This is a genomic window from Gilliamella sp. Gris1-4 (assembly GCF_001690335.1).
In the GTDB taxonomy this organism is placed as follows: domain Bacteria; phylum Pseudomonadota; class Gammaproteobacteria; order Enterobacterales; family Orbaceae; genus Gilliamella; species Gilliamella apicola_P.
In genome coordinates this window covers 1-25,383 of sequence record NZ_LZHA01000071.1, presented here as the reverse complement: position 1 = coordinate 25,383, position 25,383 = coordinate 1, and the positions used below count along the sequence as shown (strand labels likewise).

The following is a 25,383-nucleotide window of genomic DNA, read 5'->3' as shown; positions in this document are numbered from 1 at the left end:
TGTTTTTAACAAGCTATTGTAATAATCTTTCAATATCAGTAATTGCTTTTCTATCTGGTAAGAAGATGATTAGATGATCATTGTCTTCTATGGTTAAATCAGTATTAACGATAATAACATCTTCTCCACGCACTACAGCTCCAATGGTTGCACCCGATGGGAGTTTTAGGCCATTAATATTTTTGCCAACCAGTCTTGATGTTTCACTATTACCATTGGCAATAATTTCGACAATTTCGGATTCTCCTTGTCTTAATGAAACAACTTTAACAACCCCAGTTTGTCTAACATGGCTTAATAGTTCAGATATTGTGGCGTGTTGTGGGGAAATCGCAATATCAATCACACTATCATTAATTAGTTCGAGGTAGGCTTGGCGTTGAATTAATACAATTACTTTTTTCGCTCCCATTCTTTTGGCTAACATGGAGGACATGATGTTGGATTCATCATCACTGGTAACAGCGATAAATAGATCAGTAAGTTCAACTTGTTCTTGTGAGAGCAATTCTTGATCCGATGATTCACCATGTAATACTGTTGTATTAACAAGTTGCTCGGCAATTAATTCTGCTCGTTCGGCATTTCGCTCAATTAATTTGACTTGATAGTTATTTTCTAAACGTTTTGCTAGAGCGACAGCGACCCCACCACCGCCACTGATAATTATTCGTTTATATGGTTTTTCTAACCTTTGTAACTCACTGGTCACCGCTTTGATATTAACGGGGGGAGTTATAAAGTAGACCATATCGCCCGCTTCTATAAGTGTTGAACCAAGCGGTCGGATAAAACGGTTTTTACGATAAATAGCTACTACTCGAGCTTCAACATGCGGTAAATGTTCTTTAAGTTCTGATAACTCACTACCTACTAAAGCACCACCATAATAAGCGGTGACGGCAACTAAACAGACACGATTGTCGTAAAAAGATGCAAATTGTAGCGAACCAGGATATTGTACTAATTGACTAATATGGTTGGTGATAAGATTTTCTGGAGCAATAATGTGATTTATATTTATACAATCTTTGTTGAAAAGAGGGTAGTTTTCGTCATTGTATTCAGGTGCTCTAATGCGCGCGACTTTTTGTGGAATGTTAAACATGACATGACCAATTTGGCAGGCCATCATGTTGACTTCATCAGAGTTAGTTACAGCAACAAGCATATCAGCTGATTCAGCACCAGCGCTTTCTAAAACTTGTGGGTAAGATGATTTTCCGCAAATCACCTGTAAATCAAAACGTTCTTGTAATGATTGCAATTTATCATAATTTTCATCAATCACCGTGACATCGTTTTGTTTTTCGGTAACAAGATATTCAGCAAGCGCACTACCTGTTTGTCCTGCACCAAGAATAATAATCTTCATAACTAACCTGTATATTTAAATGGCTTCAATTGTTACCCATTTTCCTTGTATATTAAAGCCATTGCATACTGTTTTATTTTTAGTAACAATCAGTTATTAATTTTTCAATTATACAAAACCGATCGCATTATAAACTTTTTTCAAAGTTGGTTCGGCTTTTGAGCGTGCTTTTTCTGCCCCTTCTTGCATTATTGAAATTAGATAACTTTCATCATCTCGATACTGATGATACTTTGCTTGAAGTGTAGCTAGCATATCAATGACTTGTGTTGCTACTTCGGTTTTAAGGTGGCCATACATTTTGCCTTCGAACTCTTTTTCAAGTTCGCTGATAGGCTTACCTGTCACGCCAGTTAAAATGTCAAGTAGGTTTGAAACACCAGCTTTATTTTTTAGATCGTAACGTACCACAGGTGGCTCATCTGAATCGGTCATTGCACGTTTGATTTTTTTCTCGATATCTTTTGGATTTTCGAGTAAACCAATTACGTTATTGCGGTTTTCGTCTGATTTAGACATTTTTTTAGTGGGTTCTTGTAGTGACATGACGCGAGCACCCACTTTCGAAATAAATGGCTCAGGAATAGTAAATATGTCACCGTAAAGCGCATTAAATCGCATAGCAATATCGCGTGATAATTCGAGATGTTGTTTTTGATCGTCACCTACAGGTACTAAATTTGCTTGATAGAGCAAAATATCCGCAGCCATCAGTACTGGGTAATCAAACAATCCCGCATTGATGTTTTCAGAATGACGAGATGATTTGTCTTTAAATTGAGTCATACGGCTAAGTTCACCAAAATAGGTGTAACAATTTAATGCCCAGCCAAGTTCTGCATGTGCAGGCACTTGTGATTGTACAAAAATGGTACTTTTTTGCGGATCAATACCACAAGCTAAATATAGAGCGAGTGTGTCTAATGTGGCTTTACGTAATTTGTTCGGATCTTGGCGTACGGTAATTGCATGTTGATTGACGATACAATAAATGCAATCATATTCGCCTTGCAGAGCGACCCAATTCTTTAAAGCACCTAAGTAGTTACCAAGTGTTAGTTCTCCTGATGGCTGAGCGCCACTAAATACAATCGGTTTGCTCATAATTTATTCCTAATCTATGCTAATTATTTTTTTGCCTTAGCTTTTGGCTGAGGTAATAATGTTAATATGTCTTTAAAATCGTCAAATAAGAAATCAGGGTTGCTAGTGGCAATCGATATGCCATAGTTATAACCATAGCTTAATGCAACAGTTGGGCAGTTAGCATTTTGGGCTGCAGTAATATCATTTTTTGAATCACCAACAAAAAGTAACTGATCACAGAATAATCCAAATTTAGCCATTACTTGGTATAAAGGGGCAGGGTGTGGTTTTAATTTGATCACATCTCCTCCGCCAAGCACTAATGAAAAGTACTCTTTTATGCCTAAAGAAGTCAGCAAAGCAGGCAAAAACTGTGCCGGTTTATTGGTTACTAATGCTAGTGGATAGTTATTATCGTGAAGTACTTTTAAGGTCTCTTTAACATTGGGAAATAGTTTTGTTTCTGCATCGATGACTTTATCATAGTGTTGATTAAATAGATCTTTAGCTTTGGCAAATAGTTCTGTTGATGGATCGACTTCAATTGCTTTGAATACTCGTTCTAGCATAATATCAATACCATTGCCTACAAAATTTTTGACTTGTTCGTTGCTGATTGTAGGTAGATTCAAGTCTGCTAACATGTTTTGTGTTGCTAATGCTAGTCCTGGTACGCTGTCAACTAATGTACCATCTAAATCAAAAGCTACTGCTTGAATATTTTCTAGTTTATTCATGTTCAACTCCTGCTAATTCTTTACGCATGGCGTCAATAACTGTTTTATAATCGGGTTGGCTAAATATAGCTGAACCAGCAACAAACATATCGGCACCAGCTCTAGCTATTTCGGCAATATTGTCAATTTTTACGCCGCCATCAATTTCTAAACGAATATTGCGTCCAGATTCAATAATACGTTGTTTGGCTTGTTGTAATTTCTTAATTGTTGAAGGTATAAAAGACTGGCCTCCAAAACCTGGATTAACACTCATTAATAAAATAATATCAATTTTATCCATGACATAATCTAAATAATCAAGTGGTGTAGCAGGGTTAAGTACAATACCAACTGTGCAGCCATGATCTTTAATTAACTGTAATGAACGATCCAAATGGACAGTAGCTTCTGGATGGATAGATATATTGGTTGCGCCAGCTTTAGCAAATGAGGTAATTATCTCTTCAACAGGCGATACCATCAAATGTACATCAATAGGGGCTTTAATACCATAGTCTCGTAAAGCTTTACAAAACATTGACCCCATTGTGAGATTAGGTACAAAATGGTTGTCCATAACATCAAAATGTATTACATCAGCTCCTGCATCTAGCACTTTTTGCGTATCTTCACCAAGGCGAGCAAAATCAGCTGATAATATTGATGGAGCAATAATGTATTCTTTCATAATTTACCTCTAATAACTCGCCTTATATTCAAGCCTATTTAAGACTTTTTGTATAATGCTAGAATCTCGTCAATTTTTTTTCGTCCTTTACCGGCACAGCTAATTGAACGTCGCATTTCTGTTCGATAAAGCTCGCTTGCTTTGCTGTATAGGCTCATTGTGTAATCAGTATAATGATTTGACACAAGCACTGGTATGTTTTTTTTATATGCTATAGTTTCAGCTAATTCCGACAAGTTTTTATGTTCTTCAAATCCAAATATATTTGAATAATAAGCCGTAAATCCAGCTGATTCATTCGGAGGTATATAGGGTGGATCACAATAAATTACTGAATTTTGTGCCGCTTTCTTCATTACTTCGTGGTAAGGTGCGCAAATAAATTCTGCCCTTTGAGCTTTTTCTGCAAAAAAGTAAAGCTCTTTTTCAGGAAAATAAATTGTTTTATAACGCCCAAACGGTACGTTGAATAGTCCATTGTTGTTATAACGACATAAACCGTTATAACAATGCCGATTTAAATAAACAAATAAAAGCGATCTAATATACTGATCTTTACTTCCATTAAATACATCACGCAGCTGATAAAACGCATCCGGATGATTATTTTGAGCAACAAATAGTAATCTAAGATCACGGATAAATTGATCTGGACTTGTTTTTAATAATGTAAATAACGAAATTAAGTCATGGTTGATATCTGCTAAGATATAACTTTTGTAATTAGTATTTAAAAAAACAGAACCAGCTCCAACAAAAGGCTCTATTAGTTGATCGCCCTCTGGTAGATACCGTTTAATTGTCTCCACAAGTTCATATTTTCCTCCAGCCCATTTTAAAAAGGCTCGTTGCTTCTTCAACGGATACTCCTATTTGTCGTTGATCGGATAAATAAACGATATCCTTGGTTATTTTGCTGCTTTTTCTTTATTAATTGTTGCACTAGATTTGACCCATGGTTTGTCTTTTTGTAGTGCACTCGGTAAAGACTTGATTGCTTTATGCGCTTCTTCAGATGAAGAGTAGTTGCCTTTAATTAAAATATACCATTTTTTATTATTCCGTTTGGTTTCATAAATTTGATAATTAGTTATATGATGTTGGTCAACTAGCTTTTTTAGACCGTCGACTGATTTTGACGCTGTCAGTTGAATACTGTAACTATTATTATCTAGTTTCAAATTATTTGCTGAAGTCACATTTTCATTTGTTTTATGATGAAGTGCTTTTTTATCAGTATTGTTTTTATTTGTACTAGTTTTAGTTGAATTCTTATCCTTTTTAACGCTATTTGAATCAGAAGACCCAATGATATTTGGTGGCGATAATGGTTCAATTTTATTACTGGATATTTTAGAGGGATTGCCTTGATTATCGGCTGAATCTAAATTGCCATATTTATCATTAGGTATTTCAGAACGTTGTTGGTTAATCGATTGATTAATTTGTGCGTCTGAGCCGGTATTTTGCGTTGTATTCATTGTTAGATCATTTTGATCATGAACTGCGGAATTATCTGGCGCTTGCGATGTTGCAACACCATTGATTTCTGGTGGTGTTAATGGTGTTGGTTCATCTTTTTTTGCAGAATTGAATAAAATAAAGCAAAGCAATAACAGAATAATAGCAGCTGACAGAATAATTATGATTAACTTTTTATTAATCAAATCATTCAATGTTCTTAATAATTTTAATGTGAGGATAGCGCCTTTATTAGGTTGTTCTGATATATAACGATCCTCTTTATCTACACGCATACTTACTCCTCAACCTAGCAATAGGCTTTTTGCTTCGCGATAACTTGCCACCAAAAATGAAAATGATGGTTTAAATTTGCTCTATTTTATCAATAATATAACCAGCAACGCCTTTGGCACTTTGCTCATCGGTTTTAATTGTAATATCAGCAATTTCTTCATAAAGGGGTTCTCGCTCTCCAGCTAGCTCTTCGTAAAGCTCGCGTGGTGTGTTGCTTCCTTGTAGTAATGGGCGGCGTTTATCTTTTTGTGTTCTTGCCATCTGTTTTTCAATGGTTGTTTCAAGATAGACAACAATCCCACGAGCGGATAATCTATTGCGTGTTTCTTTAGATAAGACTGAACCACCACCAGTTGCAAGAACTACGCCTTGTTTTTCAGTCAATTCGTTAATGACTTTTTCTTCTCTGGCACGGAATCCCTCTTCTCCTTCTAGGTCAAAAATCCATGCAATATCGGCCCCAGTACGTTTTTCAATCTCTTGATCTGAGTCAAAAAAATCCATGCCTAACTGTTGTGCAATTTGTCGGCCTATTGTGCTTTTTCCTGCCCCCATAGGGCCAATTAGAAAGATATTTCGCTTTTCTGCCATTGTTGTTTCATCATCTATTAATTTTGGTTAAAAATATACAACACAATGTCAACTTGCTATGATTTCTAGAATCATTTGCCTTATCATTGTGTAACTTTTCTTGGATCTCCGTCTAACGACAAAAATTTAGGTCGGTAATTATCTCAATAGATAGTACCTTTTGGCAATAGGTATTTACCAATACTTTTAGCTAATACCAGCTTGATGCAAATCATGGATGTTTAAAACACCTACTAATTCATCGTTGTTATTAACAACCGGAGCGGCAGTAATATTATGATCAGTAAATAATTTTAGAGCTTCGACGGCCTTCCAACTTTCAGGAATTCGATATCCTAGGCTGGTCATAACGTCCATAATGTTATCTTGTAATGTACCATTTTTTAATAATAAGCGACGTAAATCGCCATCGGTAAATACCCCAATTATTTTATTATTATCTTGGCAGATTGCAACTAGTCCTACTCCCGTACGGCTTAATTCTAGCATGGCATCAAATACGGTTGCAGTTTGTGGTATTTTAGGAACACGATCACCTGTTCGCATTACATCTTTGACATGATTGAGTAATTTTGCACCTAAGCTACCTGCTGGGTGGGAACGTGCAAAATCTTCTTCTTTAAAACCTCGTGCTCGCATTACTGCAATTGCTAGCGCATCCCCCATTAATAATGTATTAGTTGAACTAGATGTTGGTGCAAGCCCCATAGGACAGGCTTCTTTTTCAATTGAAATATCAAGAATTGCTTGGGCTGATTTAGCAAGTGGTGAATCCAACCCTCCAGTGATAGCAATAACAGGCACCTGCATTTCGGTAAGAATAGGTAAAATTAAATTAAATTCCTTAGCGCGGCCTGAGTATGAAATTAAAATGGCTACGTCGTTTTGAGTTACCATCCCTAAATCGCCATGCAAAGCTTCCGATGGGTGCATAAAAAAAGCAGGGCTTCCTGTACTAGCTAACGAGGCGGCAATCTTTTTTCCTATATGTCCAGATTTTCCGATACCCGAAACAACGACTTTACCTTTGGTGGTCAAAATAAGCTGACATGCGTTAACAAAATCTCTGCCAAGTCGATTTGGTAATTTTTGTGCTTCGTGTATCTCTAATTCAAGAAGCTCTCGACCATATTGTAATAATTTATCCATTTAATTAGCCTATTGAATAAAATGAGTTATCAGTGAATTTATAATCAGGATGCAAGGTTGAAATGATTATAAAAACTGAATAGGTATTAGTTTAACAATTAATGTTTAAATATTCAAAAAAGTATGTATTTTAACCTTAATATTTGCTAGTTACTTTTTAATAAGCTAAAAACCTAAGGCGACTTTAATTCCTAGGGTAATTAAAATGCATCCTAGTAATTTATCAATTATAAATTGAATTTTAAAGTAACGTCGTTGTACGCTTTTTCTTTGAAAAATAAAGACGACAAAAGGCCACCAAAAAACACCTTCAATCCAAATAATAAACGCAACGATTAGCTTATCAAGTGTTGATGATTCTGCATTAAGCACTTGAGTAAAGGTAGCTAAAAAAAATAACGTTGCTTTAGGATTAAGTAAATTACATAAAAAACCTTGCATAAAGGCTGATTTTTCTGAAATTGGCTGCGTGAGTTGTGGCTTACCAATATAGGTGGTATTCGGTTTTTGAGCGAGTAGTGCCTTTATGCCAAGCCATATTAAGTATGTGGCACCCGCATAGCGTAAGGCGTTATAAAGAAGTGGAGTGGTGGTGATAAGTACTGCAATGCCAGCAATACAATAGCTCATATGAACTAAGATGGCGATGATGACGCCTAGGCAAGTGAGCAATGCCATCTTGCGGTTATAGCTTAAGCTATTTTTTAACACCAAAAAGAAATCAGGCCCAGGTGAGATCATACCTAAAAAGCTAATTGTAGAGACAAAAATTAATGTATCAAACGTCATTTTTCGTGCCTATTTAAATACTTGTGCTGAATTATTGAGCGTTGCAATATTAGATTTATTTTGTTCAATAAACTGTTTTTTATCAAAATTAGGTTCAGTTAAATAGTCAGTCAAGAATTTAGCGTTAGTTTTGACTTGGGCTCCATTTAAAATTAAACGAGGTAAGTCAATCTGATAAATAGTCTGCTCAGTGTTTTTTTGTAGATCTTGCGTATGTGCATTTGTTAATAAATAAAGTTTGCGCTCTTTTTCTGAAAGACGATTGATTGTTGGTGTACCAGCTCCCATCATTAAATGATCTGGAAAAATATAAAATACAGTATCTTCTAATACACCTTCGTCTTTTAGATGTTGGATAAAAATTCCCAAATTATGATCTAGTGAAGCAGCAACGAAAGACATATTATCTGATTTTGGTGAAATAACCGATTTCATTCTTTCATCATCAAAACCATTTGGTGCATGAGTTGAAACAGTTGAAATAAATAAAGCAAAAGGTTTTTTTGTTTTGCGCATTTCAGTAATTTGTTTTTGCGCTACATCAAAAATGTCCTTGTCATACAGCCCAAAAGGTGCTGGTGGATATTGGCCGACATAGTTTTTTTCAGAAATGACTTGCATACCAAACAGTTCTGCTGTGTGACCAATACCAGCAAAATCAGGGCTAGCCATTACATAACGGGTTTGATAACCCGCTTGATTAAGTATATCGCCTAGGCTAACTAGATTGGTCTTGTCTGCGCGCATTAGTGGTGATGTTGTGTAGCCACCAATTAGAAAGGGCATACCGGTCATATAAGTGTACATTGATGCGGTAGTCCATGAGCTTCCTGGACTCATGGGCATATTAGCAAAAAAGGTATAATCTTGGCGAAGTTTTTGTAAATTAGGGGTAATATCCTCAAAATCGAAAAAGCCTTGTTCAAATGATTCTAAAGATAAAACAATAATATTTTTACCTTGATAGCTAACAAGCTGATCTTTATTGGTATAGTGAGTCATATTAAGTGATTGTAACGCCTGCTCAAATGGCTCACTAGGTGCGCTTGTAACTTGATAGATTTCGTATAAGCGACTGAATGGACCATTATGGTAACTGATGGATACTATTGCCACAAAGGCTAGCAATAGACGAAACACTAAATGACATTTACGTTTGCATAAATCTGCGAGTTTTGATAGCAAAAAAATAAGGGCAAAAAAGACAACGATAACTAAGGCTGCTTGTAATTTAAAAATAAATAGCCCTTCGATTATGTCATTAATGTTTAAATTTACATAAAACTGATAATCAATAAAGCCACCACTAAAATAGATAGAAGTTAGCTCCATTACAATAAAGATTGTTAGTAAAATTATGCTTAGCATTTGCCATTTTGTCTGTTTAAAGAGTGAGGCAAAAACAATTGTAATAATAAAAAGTGGCAAAACAATTAATGTCGATAATGGCATAAGATTTGTTACTCAATATATTCAGAACTCAATTTTGCCTAAGTATATACTTAATGAATAAAAAAATAAAAATATCGGTTGATATTGTTTGATTTGTAGTTTTGAAATTCGAAATTAAGTATATATTGTATAAATAAAAATTATAGTGCCATAGCACCTTAAATGATAATTGTTATTATTTGAGGTTGATAATTAATTCTATTCGCAATAAGATATTGACGAATTTATTGCGATAATATCCGAGGTTGTTATGCCGTGGTTTATACGGAAAATAGTTGTTATTTTATTTGTATATCTGTTTTCACACTCTTTTTGTTATGCCGATATTGCGTTACCTACCCCTCAAACTAAAGATGGAATGAGTCTATTTGAAAGTTTAAAAAAACGATCTTCAACTTCTGGAGGTGGCTTTCCTACTGGTAAAATTTCTGATGACGAACTTTCGACAGTACTATGGGCTGCAAGTGGTTTAAATCGTGGTAAAACAGGGTGGACGATACCGATGGTTAAGGGTAAACCTCCTTATGTGAGAATCTACCTCGCCAGTGAAAAGGGTACTTTTTTATATGAGTGGGAAGGTCATTATTTAAAAGAAATTAATAATAAAGATATTCGTGCTGATATTGGTTTGCAAAGTTTTACAAAGCGAGCACCCTATTCATTGATTTTTGTGTCGGATGCTAGTGCATTAGCCGATATAAATCCAGAACAAATCGCTAACTTTAGTTACACTGCCGTTGGAGCAATGAGTCAAAACGCTTATTTAGTTGCGTCGGCACTAAAATTAAGCGCTCGTTATATTCACTCCATTAAACCAGAAGTTATTAGCCAAGAGCTACAATTACCTGAAGGCAGTAAGCCACTAGGTATGCTTTTAATAGGAAAATAAAAGGTAAAGTCAGGATATGAAACGATTTTTAACACTTGCTTTGCTCCTTATTGGAAGTTTAATGGTTTTGGCTCCATCATCTTATGCTGCCGGAAAAAAATACGAAAGTTGGAATGCTATTGTTGACGAAATGGATACCATCTTAAATGACGCATATGATATCTATTTTATGAAAGATGTTGAGCGTGCTAAAGCTCGAGTTAATAATGCCTATTTTGGCTTTTATGAAAAGCATGGGGTTGAGCGTGCGGTTATGTCTTATATTTCGGGTAAACGGGGAACCGATACCGAATATCAATTTGCCAAAATTAAGCGCTTAATGACCGATAGGGCATCGAACAAAGTCGTTAGAAACGAAATTGATACTATTTTAAAAATGTTACATGAAGATGCTAACGAACTAGATGGTAAGCAAGAGAGCGGTTGGAGCATTCTGTTAGCTTCGTTTATTATCATTTTTAGGGAAGGACTGGAAGCGATTTTAGTGATTGCGGCAATTTCAGCTTATTTGGTTCGTTCTGGACATCTTGCCATGGTAAAAGTAGTTTATATGAGCTCACTTGTAGCTATTTTTGCCAGTATTTTAGCGGCAATTGCTCTTCATACTGTGTTTGATATTAGCGGCGCAAATCAAGAAATTATTGAAGGAATTGCTATGCTCTTGGCAACAGTTGTACTATTTTTTATTAGTAATTGGATGTTTTCAAAGGCAGAAGCTGAGGCTTGGAAAAGCTATGTTGAAGAAAAGGTACAAACTGCAGTGTCATCTGGTAGTCGCTTTGCCTTGGGTTTTGCTGCCTTTTTAGCTGTTTTTCGAGAAGGAGCTGAAACCATCTTGTTTTACCAAGCAATGCTAGTTGAAGCTAAAGAACACATGGATATGGTTTGGTATGGGCTAGCTATTGGAACGATAATTCTTGCGATTATTTTTGTCGTTATTCGTTTTGGTACCATGAAATTACCAATTCGTCCATTCTTTATTGGCACTAGTATTTTGATGTATATCATGGCAATAGCTTTTGCCGGTGGTGGAGTAAAAGAATTACAAGAGGCAGATATGATCCCAGTTACCTCTGTTGATTTTATACATTCTGTCGAAGTTTTAGGTATTTATCCAACAGTCGAGACATTAGTTCCACAAATAATTATGGTATTTATTGTAGTAGTTTCTGTCATATATTACAAAGCTAAACATAGTTGTAAAAAGCAATAATTATTAATATTGCTTATTTGCTTATTTGCTTAAAATTGCATAAATGCGGATTGAAAAACTGAGTTGTGCTAATACCCCAAAAAACAAGTGTAATAAATTTTCAAAAACTAAGAGAAGGAGTTTTCAATGAAAAAATTAGTTTTATCAGCAGGTATTGCTTCAATACTTGCCTTATCTTCATTCGTTCATGCAGCAGCACCAACACCTGGCGAACAAAAAGGATTTGAAGAGTTTCCAATTGGTGATGAAGTAACCGTGGGGCCATTACACATTGGTGCTGTTTATTTCCAACCTGTTGATATGGAACCCGCTGGTATGGGTGGTTTACCAGCCTCAAAATCAGACATGCACATTGAAGCTGATATTTCAGCTGCAGAAGGTAATAACTTAGGTTATGGTGTAGGTGATTTTGTTCCTTACTTAACTGTAAAATATAAAATTCAAAAGCAAGGCAGTGATAAAGTGATTGAAGGTAACTTTATGCCAATGAATGCATCTGATGGTCCTCACTATGGTAATAATATAAAACTAGATGGTGCTGGTAAATATAAAGTAACATTTATGATTGAAAATCCAGAAAAACAAGGTTATTTACTACATGTTGATAAAGAAACAGGTGTGGAAGGACGATTTTGGAGCAAACCTATCGAAGTCTCTTGGGACTTTGATTACATTCCACGCGCATGGTAATGATTTTAAAATAACTAATTATATTAAATAATTAATAATCAGTTATTGGTGAGCATTATGCTCACCAATAATATTTGCAATAGTTAGGCAATGAATATGCTTCAATACCTTATCAATATTACCGATAATACTTTCGTTCCAGCAATGATGATGGCATTACTGAGCGCTGCAATTATAAGATCCACGCCTCATCATATTAAAAAAATTATTTTGTTTGGTTTTGTATTGGGCTTTATTGCTGCATTGATTTATGCCATTTTAAAACGCAACACAGGGTTTGCTGTTCGTGAATATTATGATCTTGGAGTGATCATACCTTGGGTTATTATTGCTATACCGTTGATTGTTGCTATTTGCTTGCAAAAATCCACCCATAATCGAACTGGTAAATTCTTTTTTACAATGTTATTTGTGCTAAGTATTGGTTTGATAAGTGCACAGTCTTTACCTAATTTAATGCTCTATCCATTCGAATTTTCTGTCGGAATGGACTCTATTTTTAATAATGATTACTTGTTTAAATGGGTTGGTTATGGATTTGCTTTACTTATAATCTTGTTAACTGGGCTATTTACTTTCCGTATATGTGGACGATTATCGACAAAATTTATTTTTGCTATTACTTCACTGTCAATTATTATTTTCACTATTCAAAATAGTATTAATATTCTACAAATTTTAATTGTTAGGCGTTTTATTTCATCCCAACCATGGATGATGGAGTTGGTTATTTTTATTCTTGGTCATGTTAATTTCTTTATCTTTATTTTCATGGCAATTGTGCTTTGTTTAGCCATTGTTTTGTATATCAAATCAAAAACAACTTCGTTAGTGGGTAATAACCCTGCTCAAATTCGTAAACTTAAAGCACAATTACGTAGCGATAGAAGATCTGCCCTAATGATTATGGCTGGGACAGCAATAACCGCATATACTGTGACGCGCGCACGTTACATTTTTGAAAAAGGCGTAGAACTTACACCGGCAGAGCCTATATCGCCTAATGCTGATGGTTTAATTGTTATCCCTCTCGATAAAGTGAACGACGGTAATTTACATCGTTATGGTTATCAAGCAACAGATGGAACTTTAGTTCGCTTTATTGTTATTAAAAAAAGCGATAATGCTTATGGTGTAGGTTTTGATGCTTGTGATATTTGTGGTGCAAGTGGTTACTACCAACGCGGTGATCAAGTCGTTTGTATTTTGTGCGATGTAGTAATGAACATTGCAACGATTGGATTTTCAGGAGGATGTAACCCTGTTCCACTTAAATACGAAATTATTGACGGCAATATGGTGATTCGTCCAGCTAACCTTGAAGCAGAGAAAAGTCGTTTCAAATAAAAGCGTATTAAAAGGAATATTGTATGTTTTGTAGAATGTTATTAAGTGTTTTAATTCGCCAAAAAAAGAAACTTTTTCTTATTGCCTTAACGGTTGCATTGGGTGTTTCGCTTGCTACTGCTATGCTAAATGTAATGTTTGACGTAGGTGATAAGGTGAATCAAGAGCTAAAAGCCTATGGTGCTAATCTCAATATCGTTCCTCGTGGTAGTGCTGTCATTAATGAAATGTACCAGCTTGATAACAATGATAGTGGGCAAGCTGTGCAGTATATTAAAGAAGAAGAACTTGTTAAAATTAAGATGATTTTTTGGGCTTATAATATTGTTGATTTTGCCCCTTTCCTAACGACGCAAGCCTCCTTTAACGATAAACCGATTACAGTTGTTGGTACTTGGTTCAATAAACACCTTAATATTCCAACTGGAGATCAAGTTAATACCGGTATGTTAGCCATGAAATCATGGTGGACAATTGAAGGAAACACCATGACCGATGATAATTTGCAAGGAGCTATGGTAGGTGAATCTGTAGCCAAACAGTGGAATCTAAAGTTAGGTGATAAGATAGATATAATTTCAACGGAAACAAACAAAAAGTTTACATTAACGATTAACAATATTTTTCATAGTGGTGGTGCTGAAGATACGCAGATTTATGTATCATTGCCTGTTGCTCAAAATATTGCAGATAAATCAGGACTGGTTGAACGTGTTGAGGTTAGTGCATTAACCACCCCAGAAAACGAATTAGCTCGTAAAGCAGCACAAGATCCAAACAGTTTATCTAGAACAGAATGGGATACATGGTATTGCACTGCTTATATTAGCTCAATTGCATACCAGCTAGAAGAGTTAATGCCTGATGTACGTGTTAAAGCTATTATGCAAGTTGCTGAGTCAGAAGGATCTATTTTACAAAAAACACAATTACTAATGTTATTATTAACTGTCTTATCATTGATTTGTTCGGCGCTTGCTATTTCGAATTTGGTTACTGCTAACGTTATAGAGCGCAGTACCGAAATTGGCCTATTAAAAGCGCTTGGTGCAACTAATACAGCTGTTGCAATGCTAATATTAACTGAAATCTTTATTATTGCTTTACTTGGTGGAGTTTTTGGTTACTTTATTGGTTTTGGTTTTGCGCAAATTATTGGTCATACAGTGTTTGGTTCTTTTGTTGAGCCTAAGATGATAATTATTCCTTTAGCCCTAATTATGGTGATCTTAATTACCTTTTTAGGTAGTTTACCAGCATTGCGTATTATGATGTTTTTGCGTCCAACTGATGTGTTACATGGTCGATAAGGTGAAAGGTAAGTCTCATGATCAATAAAAATAGGCGCTTTATAATTAAAACCGTGTTAAGTTCACTTATACGACGCCGTTCTCGCATTACAATTGCCTTGCTTGGCGTTGCTATTGGTGCAACGGTTCTTCTTGGTATGATCACACTTTGTTATGATATACCACGGCAAATGGGACAAGAATTCCGTTCTTATGGTGCCAATCTTCTACTACTACCTGCCAATAATCAATCAACAGTAGCAATGACAGAGGTTAATAAAGCGGTTGCCTTTTTACCAGAAGATAAATTACTTGGTGTTACCCCATTTCGTTATAATTCAATTCGTAGTAATCAGCAACCTTATACTATTGTGGGGACCGACTTTAAACAAGTGGTAAAAACCAGTCCTTATTGGTCTATTGAAGGTTCAATACCACAAAATTCACATGAAATAATGATTGGTACTGATATTGCTAACTTTGCTAAATTAAACATTGGTAGCACTATGCCGATTTCCGGCAAATCTAAACAAGATTCTCGTTTTGATGAAGAACTCACCGTTACAGGTATTGTTAAAACTGGACGTTCCGAAGATAACTTTATTTTTGTTGATCTGCACGATTTAGAAGAATTACTTGAAGAAAGCGAGCAAGCCGAAGTTGTTGAAGTAAGCATTGCCGCTACGGAAACAGAATTAAAACAGTACATTGAAAAAATAAAAAAACAAATGACAACAGTAGAACCTCATTTAATTAAATGGGTGACAAAGTCAGAAGCATCTGTATTAGGCAAACTGTCCTCGTTACTCTATTTAGTTACTTTTGTTGTACTCGTTCTTACCATGATTTGTGTAGCTACCACTATGATGACAGTGGTAATGGAGCGTCGTAAAGAAATTGGTCTTAAAAAAGCGATAGGAGCCAACAATAAAAGTATTGCAGAAGAGTTTTTAGCTGAAGGATTAGTTTTAGGTGTTATTGGTGGCATTATTGGGGCGATATGCGGGCTTATCTTTGCTCAAATTATTAGTACCAATGTGTTTGGACGTTCAATTATTATTGAGTTTTATCTGATCCCAACCACTATCATTATCTCAGTGATAGTAACGGTAATTGCGTGTTTAATTCCGGTAAAACGAGCTCTTGAAGTAGAGCCTGCGTTAGTATTACGCGGTGAATAGGATATAAAGTATGAATATGCTCGAAGTAAAAAATGTGTCTAAAATTTATGGTTCTCTTCATGCACTTTCTGAAGTGAATTTAACAGTCGAAGAAGGTAAATGGTTATCGATTATGGGACCTTCTGGTAGTGGTAAAACAACTTTGATGAATATCATAGGCTGTATGGATAAACCTTCACTTGGTTCAGTTATTTTAGACGGGCAAGATATTACTCAGCTTTCTTTGTCAGAATTAACCGAAATACGTCGAGATAAGATAGGTCTAATCTTTCAACAATTTCATTTAGTATCGTATTTAACCGCACTAGAAAACGTCATGCTTGCTCAATATTATCATAGTATGGTTGACGAAAAAGAGGCTATGCAAGCACTTGAACGTGTTGGGCTTGCTGCTCGAGCTAAACATTTACCTAGGCAGTTATCAGGTGGTGAACAGCAACGTGTTTGTATTGCTAGAGCATTGATTAACTATCCAAAACTGATTTTGGCTGATGAGCCAACTGGTAATTTAGATGAAAGCAACGAAGCGATGGTCATGAATTTATTACATGAACTGCACAAAGAAGGCAGTACCATTATTGTAGTTACTCACTCACTAGAAGTGTCAAAACATGCACAAACTACCGTAGTACTGGAGCACGGCAAGGTTGCACGTGTAATTGATAATTAATCAACTGAAGGTTGTTATATATGAAAAACCGTCTTATTTCATCAAGTATCTTTATTATTATTGGAGTATTAATTATCTTATTTCCATTATATATATTGCCAGTTTGTCCTCTTCCAGACGTTGTAACCATGCCCATTGATACATTGAATCACGCTAGTAGCGAGGTAGCACATAACGGGCATATACATAGTGGCACAGGAAAAATCATGAAATGTTTTTGGACAGCAAGAGCTGAAATTGGCATTGGTTGTTTAGTGATAGCCATTGGTGCATTGCTATTAATTAGCCGCACTGCTTTTGTGCGAATAGGATTAAGTATGGCACTTGCGTGTATTTCTTTATTAGCGGCAGCTATACCAACAATTCTAATTGGTGTTTGCGGTAATGAAATGATGCGATGCAATATGGGGTCTAAACCGGCGTTAGTTTTATTATCAGGTTTATTATTTATTGTCGCTGTTATTAACATCTATTACTTAAATAAAAGAACAAAAAATTGATAGCGTTTTGTTATCAAACAAAGACCACACTTATCTTTACCAGATATAGGTATAACATTTAAATCCAACAAGCAGGGAAGTCAATATGTGCGAAAAACCGATCACCATGGCAAATTTAGCATGGCGAAATATTCAGCGGCGACCGTTTAGAAGTTGCTGTTTGATTATTATCATTACGCTTTTTTCGGCGACTTTGTTTGGTGGAAGTATACTGATGAAAAATCTCAGCCTTGGTATTTCAGGCATGGCTAACAGGTTAGGTGCTGATATTCTTATTGTACCTAATGGTTACGAAAAAAATATGGAGGTTGCTTTATTGCGAGGTGAACCGAGTACTTTTTATTTAAAAGTAGATTTGATTGATAAAATAAAAGGTATCAAAGGTATTGAGGCCATTTCACCTCAGCTATTTATTGCTTCATTAAATGCAGGATGTTGTTCGTCTAAAGTCCAATTAATTGGTTTTGAACAGCATACTGATTTTATAATTAAGCCTTGGTTACAATCACAACTTTCAGAGCCACTTACTGATAATCAAGTCGTTGTTGGTTCTAAAATTAGTTCTGATGTGGGCGATGAAATCTTATTTTTTAATCATCCTTTTAAAATTATTGCTAAAATGGATAGCACAGGGATGGGATTTGATACCTCTGTCTTTATGACTATGTCGGCAGCCCAATCATTAATGAAAAATGCAAAATTAATTGAAGGGGATGTCGACCATTTTGCTGATTATGCCTCGTCGATTTTCATTAAGGTCAATTCAGATTATCAACCTAAAGATATTGTTAATCAAATTATGCCCAGATACGCCATTGACTATAATATTGATTTTATTATGACCAAAGGTATGTTAAGTAATATATCAAAATGGTTAACTAGCTTTTCAACTATTGTATATAGCCTATCGGCTATTTTTTGGGTTTTAGCTATTATTGTGATTTTTGTGATATTTTCTTCAAGCTTAAATGAACGCAAGCGTGAAATTAGCTTATTACGAATATTAGGCGCTTCACGGCGTGATTTAGTCAAAATGTTGCTTCGTGAATCTTTAATTATTAGTGCATTAGGTGGAATTAGTGGCATTGTTATCGCCTCGGTATTACTTTATGCATTTAGCTTATTGATCTGCCAATCTATTGGTTTGCCGTGTGTAAATATCTCACTATTTGATGCATTATTATATGCAATTGTTGTTTTTATTCTTACGCTAATTATAGGACCTTTATCAAGTATCTATAGTGCCTTATCTATGACTAAATTTGATACTTATAGTACCCTTAGAGAGGGCGAATAATGTTACTGAATGTTAAAAACCTACGTAAAGATTACACAAGAGGGCAACAAACCTTTTCAGCTGTGAATAATGTTAGTTTTTCAATGGCAAAAGATGACTTTATTTGCATTATGGGAAAATCAGGCAGTGGTAAAACCACTTTGCTAAATATGATTGCGGGTTTACTTACACCAACGCAAGGAAAAATCACTATTAATAATACAAATTTGTTTGATCTTAATGATCAGCAAGTATCTGCCTTTCGCAATCAGCATATTGGTTATATTCCTCAAGGTAGCAGTTTACTACCTAATTTAACAGCAATTGATAATATTCGACTGCCTTTTTATTTAACCAAGCGAGCAAATCAAAATCCCTTAAATGAAGCTAAGAGGTTGCTTGAAAAAACCAAAATAAGCCATTTGCAAGATGCATACCCAGCTAATATGTCGGGCGGTGAAATGCGCCGTATTGCGATATTGAGAGCACTGATTTGTAAACCACAAATGATTATTGCTGATGAACCAACAAGTGATCTTGATGAAGAAAGCGCTGCTGAAATCATGCAATTACTGACTGATATTCATCAGCAAGGCACTGCGTTATTAATTGTCACTCATGATCATGATGTTGCCCGTTATAGCCAAAAAGTTATGAAAATGTCAGCAGGGCGATTTATTGATTAATGGGTTTATTTATTAACTGAATTGTTATATTAAAAGTGGATTACAACCCATTTCGATCATAATTTTATTGAGTTTTAATAATGGCAACCCAACTAATGAATTAATATCATCACCTTCAAGTTTATCAAACAGGGTGATGCCCAGTTCATCACATTTAAAACTGCCAGCACATTGTAGTGGCTTCTCTTTGCTAATGTAAGCATCAATTTCTGAATCAGTTAAATGCCGAAAAGTCACCTTAAATGGTTCGCAAATAGTGGTTTGTTGTTGTGTTTTGGTATTAATTACTGTCATACCAGTATAAAAATAGAAAGCTTTACCGCTGCTTTGTCGAAGCTGTTTACGGGCATTATCAATTGTATGCGGTTTGCAAACAATATTACCGTCTAACACACCAACTTGATCAGAGCCAATAATTAAACTATCAGCAAACTGCGTCGCTAATGATTGGGCTTTAAGTTTTGCTAGTCGAACCACCAATTGCTGAGCTGATTCGCCGACTAGCGGTGTTTCATCGCATACAGGCGGTACACACTCAAAAGGGATAGCTAATTTTTCGAGCACTTTTTTACGGGATACAGATGTTGATGCTAATATGATTCTCATTTTAATTATCTCTTAAAATCCAAGAAAAATGGTGTTCATTAAACCCGATATGACCATAACGATCAACTATGTGTTCTAACTAGATTTTTATATTAGGTTGATAAATAATATAGCTCATGTTGATCTCCATCATAAATTGGATAAAAAATAATTAAAGTTTAAATTTAAAATGAGTATCATACTAGCTAGGTAAAACCTATTTTAGCTTCACTGAATATATAATTGAATCTTTAACAAAGCAAGGGGGGAGTTATGTACAAAAAAATTCTAGTTCCTATCGATGTGCTTGAAGACCAATTAACCAAGAAAGTGATTCCACATGTAGAGTGCTTAGCCAAACTGTCTAATGCCCAAGTTATCTTTTTTCATACATTACCAGTCGCTTCAGCCATTGTGAATGTTTACTCATTTGGTTTTGACGAATTTAAGGATAAAGCTACAGTACAAACGGAAAAAGACTTGCATAAACTTATCGACTCGATTGATTTACCGCGTGAAAACGTATCCTTTTCTATTGCATTTGGTAATCCAAGGGATGAGATTCTCCGTTTAGCGGAAGAAATTCAACCCGATTTAATTATTCTAGGCTCACGTCGTCCTAATATCTCAACTCATCTTTTAGGATCTAATGCTTCTGGGGTGGTTCGTGGTGCTAAAACTTCGGTGCTTGTGGTTCGGTAGGTTTAACATTATATGCTAAGTACGTTTTTTAGAGGATACCGTTATAATCTAGATTATTTTTGATCAGTATAGTTAGGTAAGCAGGAGGAATTTAATGTAAAAATTCCCCCTCTAAATAATTTGAGCTTTTAATTTTAGTCACTTAACGTGTAATTTATAAAAGATGTAAAATCAATTGCTTATATCTTTTTTGTCGATATTGATGATAGGACAAAATTAAGCTCTAACTTGGTAAGTTAACGCTAATCATCTTCTTCATCTTTTTCTAAGCTTACTAATGATCGTTTAAAGTACTTAGTTAATAATTCATTGATATTTATCATATCTTTTAATTGAATAATATTTTTTCTTGTTATTTTTTGGCTGACGTCTTGTAGATCTCCATAAAATACTATTTTTGCACTTTTTTTGTCATTAAGCCATTTTATATAATCTGTTATCTTTTTATCCAAATAGAAACGATACTTTTCAATTACTTCTTGCTTGGTGAAAAACAACTCATATACTGTAAGGTTTTCATCAGAGCTAATGGTGTAAAAACGCGTATTAATAGAAGAATATGTTGCCTTATTTTGATTGATAGTAAACCTTTTAATAAAAGCCTTAGTGCCTTTATAAGTAATATCTACTTCGGGATAAACCTCTAGATTTGTATCAATAAGTATGTCAATTTTTATAGGTGATGTTGAATTGTCCATTGAAAATAAATATTGATTACTATATGTTGTTGTAAAAGATAGTTGGTGTTTTTTCATATAGTGAACTAATAATTTTAAATCATCTTGGTTTGTGATTTTTTTGCTTAAATTGAGAAAATCATTGAGATATTCTTTTTGTATTTGTAACCCATTTGAAAAAGTAACTTCATAAATATCATCTTTTGTGACAGTTACGGTTTTAACCACAACATCATTTAGATTAGGAATTTTTATTTTTTTCAAATCCTGTACATTTTTCTCTATTTCGCTGTATTTATCTGGTTGAACTAGGTAATCTAGCCCATTAAATTCAATTTCTTTTGAAGAACACAGTTCTTTTAAATAAAAAATCTCATCATTTTCTAGATTAAATTTATAGAATACACAATCGTTTGCTACAAAGCTATCAAGGAAGACAACTTTCATTGCACTATATTTATTTGCTGGCAAGGATATTTTTGTATCTGTAAGTGGATCTGTGTAGAAATGCGAGTATTCGCCAGTTTTTATAACATTGGGATCGTATTTGTTGAGTATAAATTCATCGGCTAATGATGTGCTCGAAATAAAATTCGACAATAACATCAATACCAAGTAAAAAATTATTCTTTTCATCCATATCCTTATAAATAATTGTTAGTAATATGTAATTTATGTTGTATTGGCAATAATAAAGTAGCAAAGGTAATTTGATAAATGAGACTAGCTGTATTTTATTATTTCTACTTATTATAATTAAATGTTTTTTAATGAAAAAATTGAAAATAAAATCATTTAAAAATCGTTCAGAAAAGGTATTGATTTTATTGAATTTTTTTATTTTATCTTATTTTTAATAAATTAACCGCCTTATGGCGGTTTGTGTTTATTGATGTTTTACAATAAAACAGCAGTGAATTTGTTTATTGCGTTTAAAATCAAGCGATAGCGTTTTATTGGTAATTTCTTGATAGGTTAGCCCTAGGTTTTGCATACCGATACTATCCATTTTAAAACCACGCTTATTGTTGGAGAAAATGATAGTACCATTAGGTCTTAACAGACGTTTTAAATCCGTCATCAATTTTAGATGATCACGCTGAACATCAAAGGTATCGTTCATCCGTTTTGAGTTTGAAAATGTTGGCGGATCGATAAAAATTAAATCGAATTGCTCATTAGCTTGAGATAAATAGAGCAAACAATCCGCCTGAATTAATCGATGCTTTTTACCTGTTAAACCATTTTGTTTTAAATTACGATCTGCCCATTCCAAATAGGTGCGAGACATATCGACCGTGGTGGTTGATTTTGCTCCGCCAAGTCCAGCATAAACCGTTGCACTACCTGTATAGGCAAATAGGTTTAAAAAGTCTTTTCCTGCACTCATTTCACCAATCATTTTTCGTGCTAAGCGATGATCTAAAAACAATCCTGTATCTAAATAATCGGTCACATTAACCCAAAATGTGGTTTTGCGCTGATTAATCGGGTATTCATGGACTAAAAAATAGTCCTGTTTTTGTCCTAGTTTTTGGTATTGCTGTTTGCCTTTTTGCTTTTCTCTTGTTTTTAATACTAACTGATCGGCGGTAAGCTCAAGCACTGACATGGTGGCATTTATAGTATCAAAAAGCCGTTGGCGAGTTTTTTGTGGATCGATGTTTTTCGGTGCTGCGTATTCTTGCATCACTATTTTATCTTTATAACGATCGATAGCGACATTGTATTCAGGCAAATCTGCATCATAAAGCCGATAGCATTCTAGTTGTTCTTGGGTTGCCCACTTTTCTAATTTTTGCTTATTTTTGCGTAATCGGTTAGCAAAATCCGCAGCTGGAATAGTGGAATTTGTGATTGCTTCTTCAGTATTACGCTTAGCAATGACATAATTTTTTTGTATACAGTCGAGAGGGCCATTTTTTGCTTTGAATTGTTTTTCTGCTCTCATTTGTAAGCAATCTAACAATTGTGGCGCACCGCTAAATAATGATAAGCGCCATCCACCAAAATTTTGTTTGATTTGTCGACCAAGTGCCGTATGCAAAGCTATAAGCGCAGGTTCGCTTTCTAAGCGTTCTCCATAAGGTGGATTACTGATGATCATGCCTACCGTTTCAGTTGGCAATGGATTGGTCAGTTGTGTCACATCTTGCATCGAAAAAGTAATTAAATCCCCCACACCTGCTTGAAGAGCATTTTGTTTAGCTCGTTTAAGTACCGTCGCATTATTATCATAACCGATAAATGCAGTGTTTGTTTTAGATACGTTATGTTTTGCGGTGAAAAGCAATTCGTTCCACAATGTCGGGTTAAAGCCTTTCCAAGCAAAAAATCCCCACTGTTTACGATGTAAACCAGGTGGGATTTGTGATGCGATCATTGCCGCTTCAATTAGTAATGTACCTGAACCACACATCGGATCGAGCAATGGCTCATTTGTTTTCCAACCAGAACGCATAATAATAGCTGCTGCTAGGCTTTCTTTTAGTGGAGCTTTCCCTGTTTGCTCTCGATAACCACGCTCATGTAAACTATTACCACTTAGATCTAAAGATAGTGTGACACGGTTTTTATTTAAATAAGCATGAAGTCGAATATCGGGATCTTGTTTTGCTACATTAGGACGTTCATTAGTATGACGCAAAAAGTGATCGACAATAGCATCTTTGATCTTTAGCGCACCATATTGACTATTACGGATAAACTCGTTTATACCAACAAAATTAATCACGAAAGAGTTATCAACAGCAAAAATATCTGGCCATTTAATATTAAACACACAAGAGTACAGATCCAAATCGCTATAGATGTCGAACTCGGCAATAGGTAGTAAAATGCGAGATGCCAAACGCGACCATAATAATGATTGATATAGCGTTTTGTCATCGGCATCAAAATAAACACCACCTTGCGCAATTTTACAATTAATTGCACCAATTTGTTCTAACTCTTTTTTTAATAACTCTTCAAGCCCACGAGATGTACTGCCAAATAGCGTTTTCATGCATAACTCACTTAACAATAAAATTGTTGGCATTATACCGACTAATTACAATAGTGGGAAATAAAGGCTGATCTTAGTTAGATGAAATTTGGGTTAGTTACATAATTTAAACAAATAACAATAATTAAGACACTAATAATCCTAAGTCCTTAAATTTATTTTTTTGCTTATTAAATGTTTGAGAATCCATACTCTTCTCATCAAGAAGAATAATCAGCTTATTTCTTGCCCTTGAACATCCAACATAAAATAATTTATAGGCATTGAATATACTAGCTAGTTGGTTTGCATTAAAACATGTCTTAGCATTAGTAATATTTGGTTTGTTTAAAAAATTATTGTATCGTTCAGAGTAAATTTCCTTAAAAATATTATTTTCTTTGAATTGATCTTGGTGTCTTTGTGCAGTTTTAATTAGGGGCTGTTGATCTTTGCTGTACATAAATTACTCAACAATACATTGGCAGCCACATTAACATAAATGCCAGTGATACCATACTGGCATAATTCCTTTCTAACTTATCGTATCTAGTTGATATTGAACGATATTGCTTGATTCTAGCAAAGGCATTCTCGACTAAATGACGATAGCGATAAAGGCAGCTATCCATACTGCTTTTATCTATATCCTTACCATAATTACGTTTAGCAATCACCGTTCGTCCGCCTTTTTGACGAACAAAGCACCGAAAAGGCTCGCTGTCATAACCTTTATCGGCTATCACTGTATTGACTTCATCGAGCTTTTCAACTAGGTTTTCTGCATAAGTGATATCATGTCGTTGTCCTTCAGAAAGCTCAAAACAAATAGGCAAACCACCACTATCAACCGCAAGATGAATTTTAGTTGAATTACCACCACAGCTCTGACCTATTTGCTCGGAATACTCCGTTGCAGCGCCTGTACTATGTTGATGAGCCCTGATAATCGAGCCATCTAGGAACACCCATTCAAAATCCGCTAGTTGTGATAAATGTTTGAAAATATCAACTAATATTCCTTTTTTAGACCACAAATTAAATCGCCTATAGACAGTGCTCCATTCACCAAACTCTTCTGGCAA

26 protein-coding genes are annotated in these 25,383 nt (G+C 34.9%); 11 read left to right on the top strand and 15 right to left on the bottom strand.

Features of this window, described 5'->3' with window-relative positions; translation table 11 throughout:
* Positions 1 to 13 precede the first annotated feature (13 nt).
* The 10 genes from trkA to A9G31_RS08795 form a co-directional block, all read right to left on the bottom strand.
* Positions 14 to 1,375: a Trk system potassium transporter TrkA gene (gene trkA / locus A9G31_RS08840; RefSeq protein ID WP_065561331.1), complete on the bottom strand. Its 1,362-nt coding sequence runs from the start codon at positions 1,373 to 1,375 to the stop codon at positions 14 to 16.
* A gap of 108 nt (positions 1,376 to 1,483) precedes the next feature.
* The gene (gene trpS / locus A9G31_RS08835; protein ID WP_065561330.1) at positions 1,484 to 2,479 is read right to left on the bottom strand and encodes a tryptophan--tRNA ligase; all 996 of its coding nucleotides are present in this window, start codon (positions 2,477 to 2,479) and stop codon (positions 1,484 to 1,486) included.
* 23 nt (positions 2,480 to 2,502) lie between these two features.
* Entirely contained in the window at positions 2,503 to 3,198 is a 696-nt protein-coding gene (locus A9G31_RS08830) for a phosphoglycolate phosphatase (RefSeq protein WP_065561329.1), read from the bottom strand.
* A complete protein-coding gene (rpe, locus tag A9G31_RS08825) occupies positions 3,191 to 3,868 on the bottom strand; it encodes a ribulose-phosphate 3-epimerase (protein ID WP_065561328.1) in 678 nt (225 codons plus the stop codon). Before rpe ends, A9G31_RS08830 begins: the two co-directional genes overlap by 8 nt.
* Before the next feature lie 38 nt (positions 3,869 to 3,906).
* A complete protein-coding gene (locus A9G31_RS08820) occupies positions 3,907 to 4,728 on the bottom strand; it encodes a Dam family site-specific DNA-(adenine-N6)-methyltransferase (RefSeq protein WP_065561327.1) in 822 nt (273 codons plus the stop codon).
* Between the two features lie 48 nt (positions 4,729 to 4,776).
* Positions 4,777 to 5,625: an SPOR domain-containing protein gene (locus A9G31_RS08815; RefSeq protein WP_065561326.1), complete on the bottom strand. Its 849-nt coding sequence runs from the start codon at positions 5,623 to 5,625 to the stop codon at positions 4,777 to 4,779.
* A 70-nt stretch (positions 5,626 to 5,695) separates the two neighbouring features.
* On the bottom strand, positions 5,696 to 6,217 hold the full coding sequence (gene aroK, locus A9G31_RS08810) for a shikimate kinase AroK (protein ID WP_065561325.1): 522 nt from the start codon (positions 6,215 to 6,217) through the stop codon (positions 5,696 to 5,698).
* 186 nt (positions 6,218 to 6,403) lie between these two features.
* Entirely contained in the window at positions 6,404 to 7,366 is a 963-nt protein-coding gene (gutQ, locus tag A9G31_RS08805; protein WP_065561324.1) for an arabinose-5-phosphate isomerase GutQ, read from the bottom strand.
* A gap of 165 nt (positions 7,367 to 7,531) precedes the next feature.
* Positions 7,532 to 8,155 carry a LysE family translocator gene (locus A9G31_RS08800; protein ID WP_065561323.1) on the bottom strand — a complete coding sequence of 208 codons (624 nt, stop codon included), beginning with the start codon at positions 8,153 to 8,155 and terminating at the stop codon, positions 7,532 to 7,534.
* 9 nt (positions 8,156 to 8,164) lie between these two features.
* The gene (locus tag A9G31_RS08795) at positions 8,165 to 9,607 is read right to left on the bottom strand and encodes an LTA synthase family protein (RefSeq protein ID WP_065561322.1); all 1,443 of its coding nucleotides are present in this window, start codon (positions 9,605 to 9,607) and stop codon (positions 8,165 to 8,167) included.
* A 250-nt stretch (positions 9,608 to 9,857) separates the two neighbouring features.
* Here A9G31_RS08795 and A9G31_RS08790 point away from each other — a divergent pair, with 250 nt between their 5' ends.
* The 10 genes from A9G31_RS08790 (at position 9,858) to A9G31_RS08745 (ending at position 19,348) form a co-directional block, all read left to right on the top strand.
* A complete protein-coding gene (locus tag A9G31_RS08790; protein WP_065561321.1) occupies positions 9,858 to 10,496 on the top strand; it encodes a nitroreductase family protein in 639 nt (212 codons plus the stop codon).
* 16 nt (positions 10,497 to 10,512) lie between these two features.
* Positions 10,513 to 11,709, top strand: coding sequence for an FTR1 family iron permease (locus A9G31_RS08785; RefSeq protein WP_065561320.1), 1,197 nt, complete (start codon positions 10,513 to 10,515; stop codon positions 11,707 to 11,709).
* A gap of 126 nt (positions 11,710 to 11,835) precedes the next feature.
* A complete protein-coding gene (locus tag A9G31_RS08780) occupies positions 11,836 to 12,399 on the top strand; it encodes an iron transporter (protein ID WP_065561319.1) in 564 nt (187 codons plus the stop codon).
* Between the two features lie 96 nt (positions 12,400 to 12,495).
* Positions 12,496 to 13,746, top strand: coding sequence for a Fe-S-containing protein (locus tag A9G31_RS08775; protein ID WP_065561318.1), 1,251 nt, complete (start codon positions 12,496 to 12,498; stop codon positions 13,744 to 13,746).
* Positions 13,747 to 13,769: 23 nt separating this feature from the next.
* A complete protein-coding gene (locus A9G31_RS08770) occupies positions 13,770 to 15,056 on the top strand; it encodes an ABC transporter permease (RefSeq protein WP_065561317.1) in 1,287 nt (428 codons plus the stop codon).
* Between the two features lie 17 nt (positions 15,057 to 15,073).
* Positions 15,074 to 16,216: an ABC transporter permease gene (locus A9G31_RS08765; RefSeq protein WP_065561316.1), complete on the top strand. Its 1,143-nt coding sequence runs from the start codon at positions 15,074 to 15,076 to the stop codon at positions 16,214 to 16,216.
* Between the two features lie 10 nt (positions 16,217 to 16,226).
* Positions 16,227 to 16,886: an ABC transporter ATP-binding protein gene (locus A9G31_RS08760; RefSeq protein WP_065561315.1), complete on the top strand. Its 660-nt coding sequence runs from the start codon at positions 16,227 to 16,229 to the stop codon at positions 16,884 to 16,886.
* A 20-nt stretch (positions 16,887 to 16,906) separates the two neighbouring features.
* Positions 16,907 to 17,386 carry a DUF4418 family protein gene (locus A9G31_RS08755; RefSeq protein ID WP_065561314.1) on the top strand — a complete coding sequence of 160 codons (480 nt, stop codon included), beginning with the start codon at positions 16,907 to 16,909 and terminating at the stop codon, positions 17,384 to 17,386.
* An 85-nt stretch (positions 17,387 to 17,471) separates the two neighbouring features.
* Entirely contained in the window at positions 17,472 to 18,683 is a 1,212-nt protein-coding gene (locus A9G31_RS08750; protein ID WP_065561313.1) for an ABC transporter permease, read from the top strand.
* Positions 18,683 to 19,348 carry an ABC transporter ATP-binding protein gene (locus A9G31_RS08745; protein WP_065561312.1) on the top strand — a complete coding sequence of 222 codons (666 nt, stop codon included), beginning with the start codon at positions 18,683 to 18,685 and terminating at the stop codon, positions 19,346 to 19,348. Before A9G31_RS08750 ends, A9G31_RS08745 begins: the two co-directional genes overlap by 1 nt.
* Before the next feature lie 24 nt (positions 19,349 to 19,372).
* On the opposite strand, the gene A9G31_RS08740 is transcribed toward A9G31_RS08745, so the two are convergent.
* Positions 19,373 to 19,954, bottom strand: a complete 582-nt coding sequence (locus tag A9G31_RS08740) for a Maf family protein (RefSeq protein ID WP_065561311.1) — start codon at positions 19,952 to 19,954, stop codon at positions 19,373 to 19,375.
* 252 nt (positions 19,955 to 20,206) lie between these two features.
* Here A9G31_RS08740 and A9G31_RS08735 point away from each other — a divergent pair, with 252 nt between their 5' ends.
* The gene (locus tag A9G31_RS08735; protein WP_065561310.1) at positions 20,207 to 20,635 is read left to right on the top strand and encodes a universal stress protein; all 429 of its coding nucleotides are present in this window, start codon (positions 20,207 to 20,209) and stop codon (positions 20,633 to 20,635) included.
* A 242-nt stretch (positions 20,636 to 20,877) separates the two neighbouring features.
* On the opposite strand, the gene A9G31_RS08730 is transcribed toward A9G31_RS08735, so the two are convergent.
* The 4 genes from A9G31_RS08730 to A9G31_RS08715 form a co-directional block, all read right to left on the bottom strand.
* Positions 20,878 to 21,948: a hypothetical protein gene (locus A9G31_RS08730; protein WP_065561309.1), complete on the bottom strand. Its 1,071-nt coding sequence runs from the start codon at positions 21,946 to 21,948 to the stop codon at positions 20,878 to 20,880.
* A 250-nt stretch (positions 21,949 to 22,198) separates the two neighbouring features.
* The gene (gene rlmKL / locus A9G31_RS08725) at positions 22,199 to 24,319 is read right to left on the bottom strand and encodes a bifunctional 23S rRNA (guanine(2069)-N(7))-methyltransferase RlmK/23S rRNA (guanine(2445)-N(2))-methyltransferase RlmL (protein WP_065561308.1); all 2,121 of its coding nucleotides are present in this window, start codon (positions 24,317 to 24,319) and stop codon (positions 22,199 to 22,201) included.
* A gap of 124 nt (positions 24,320 to 24,443) precedes the next feature.
* Positions 24,444 to 24,761 carry a hypothetical protein gene (locus A9G31_RS08720; protein ID WP_065561307.1) on the bottom strand — a complete coding sequence of 106 codons (318 nt, stop codon included), beginning with the start codon at positions 24,759 to 24,761 and terminating at the stop codon, positions 24,444 to 24,446.
* Between the two features lie 7 nt (positions 24,762 to 24,768).
* Positions 24,769 to 25,383, bottom strand: a 615-nt coding sequence (locus A9G31_RS08715) for an IS5 family transposase (protein ID WP_065561306.1), incomplete at its 5' end; no start/stop codon positions are given.

Bases quoted from the DNA above. Each gene is read 5' to 3' on its own strand.
- trkA (WP_065561331.1), bottom strand. From the start codon at position 1,375: ATGAAGATTATTATTCTTGGTGCAGGACAAACAGGTAGTGCGCTTGCT.
- trpS (WP_065561330.1), bottom strand. From the start codon at position 2,479: ATGAGCAAACCGATTGTATTTAGTGGCGCTCAGCCATCAGGAGAACTA.
- A9G31_RS08830 (WP_065561329.1), bottom strand. From the start codon at position 3,198: ATGAATAAACTAGAAAATATTCAAGCAGTAGCTTTTGATTTAGATGGT.
- rpe (WP_065561328.1), bottom strand. From the start codon at position 3,868: ATGAAAGAATACATTATTGCTCCATCAATATTATCAGCTGATTTTGCT.
- A9G31_RS08815 (WP_065561326.1), bottom strand. From the start codon at position 5,625: ATGCGTGTAGATAAAGAGGATCGTTATATATCAGAACAACCTAATAAA.
- aroK (WP_065561325.1), bottom strand. From the start codon at position 6,217: ATGGCAGAAAAGCGAAATATCTTTCTAATTGGCCCTATGGGGGCAGGA.
- gutQ (WP_065561324.1), bottom strand. From the start codon at position 7,366: ATGGATAAATTATTACAATATGGTCGAGAGCTTCTTGAATTAGAGATA.
- A9G31_RS08800 (WP_065561323.1), bottom strand. From the start codon at position 8,155: ATGACGTTTGATACATTAATTTTTGTCTCTACAATTAGCTTTTTAGGT.
- A9G31_RS08795 (WP_065561322.1), bottom strand. From the start codon at position 9,607: ATGCCATTATCGACATTAATTGTTTTGCCACTTTTTATTATTACAATT.
- A9G31_RS08790 (WP_065561321.1), top strand. From the start codon at position 9,858: ATGCCGTGGTTTATACGGAAAATAGTTGTTATTTTATTTGTATATCTG.
- A9G31_RS08785 (WP_065561320.1), top strand. From the start codon at position 10,513: ATGAAACGATTTTTAACACTTGCTTTGCTCCTTATTGGAAGTTTAATG.
- A9G31_RS08780 (WP_065561319.1), top strand. From the start codon at position 11,836: ATGAAAAAATTAGTTTTATCAGCAGGTATTGCTTCAATACTTGCCTTA.
- A9G31_RS08775 (WP_065561318.1), top strand. From the start codon at position 12,496: ATGCTTCAATACCTTATCAATATTACCGATAATACTTTCGTTCCAGCA.
- A9G31_RS08770 (WP_065561317.1), top strand. From the start codon at position 13,770: ATGTTTTGTAGAATGTTATTAAGTGTTTTAATTCGCCAAAAAAAGAAA.
- A9G31_RS08765 (WP_065561316.1), top strand. From the start codon at position 15,074: ATGATCAATAAAAATAGGCGCTTTATAATTAAAACCGTGTTAAGTTCA.
- A9G31_RS08760 (WP_065561315.1), top strand. From the start codon at position 16,227: ATGAATATGCTCGAAGTAAAAAATGTGTCTAAAATTTATGGTTCTCTT.
- A9G31_RS08755 (WP_065561314.1), top strand. From the start codon at position 16,907: ATGAAAAACCGTCTTATTTCATCAAGTATCTTTATTATTATTGGAGTA.
- A9G31_RS08750 (WP_065561313.1), top strand. From the start codon at position 17,472: ATGTGCGAAAAACCGATCACCATGGCAAATTTAGCATGGCGAAATATT.
- A9G31_RS08745 (WP_065561312.1), top strand. From the start codon at position 18,683: ATGTTACTGAATGTTAAAAACCTACGTAAAGATTACACAAGAGGGCAA.
- A9G31_RS08740 (WP_065561311.1), bottom strand. From the start codon at position 19,954: ATGAGAATCATATTAGCATCAACATCTGTATCCCGTAAAAAAGTGCTC.
- A9G31_RS08735 (WP_065561310.1), top strand. From the start codon at position 20,207: ATGTACAAAAAAATTCTAGTTCCTATCGATGTGCTTGAAGACCAATTA.
- A9G31_RS08730 (WP_065561309.1), bottom strand. From the start codon at position 21,948: ATGAAAAGAATAATTTTTTACTTGGTATTGATGTTATTGTCGAATTTT.
- rlmKL (WP_065561308.1), bottom strand. From the start codon at position 24,319: ATGAAAACGCTATTTGGCAGTACATCTCGTGGGCTTGAAGAGTTATTA.
- A9G31_RS08720 (WP_065561307.1), bottom strand. From the start codon at position 24,761: ATGTACAGCAAAGATCAACAGCCCCTAATTAAAACTGCACAAAGACAC.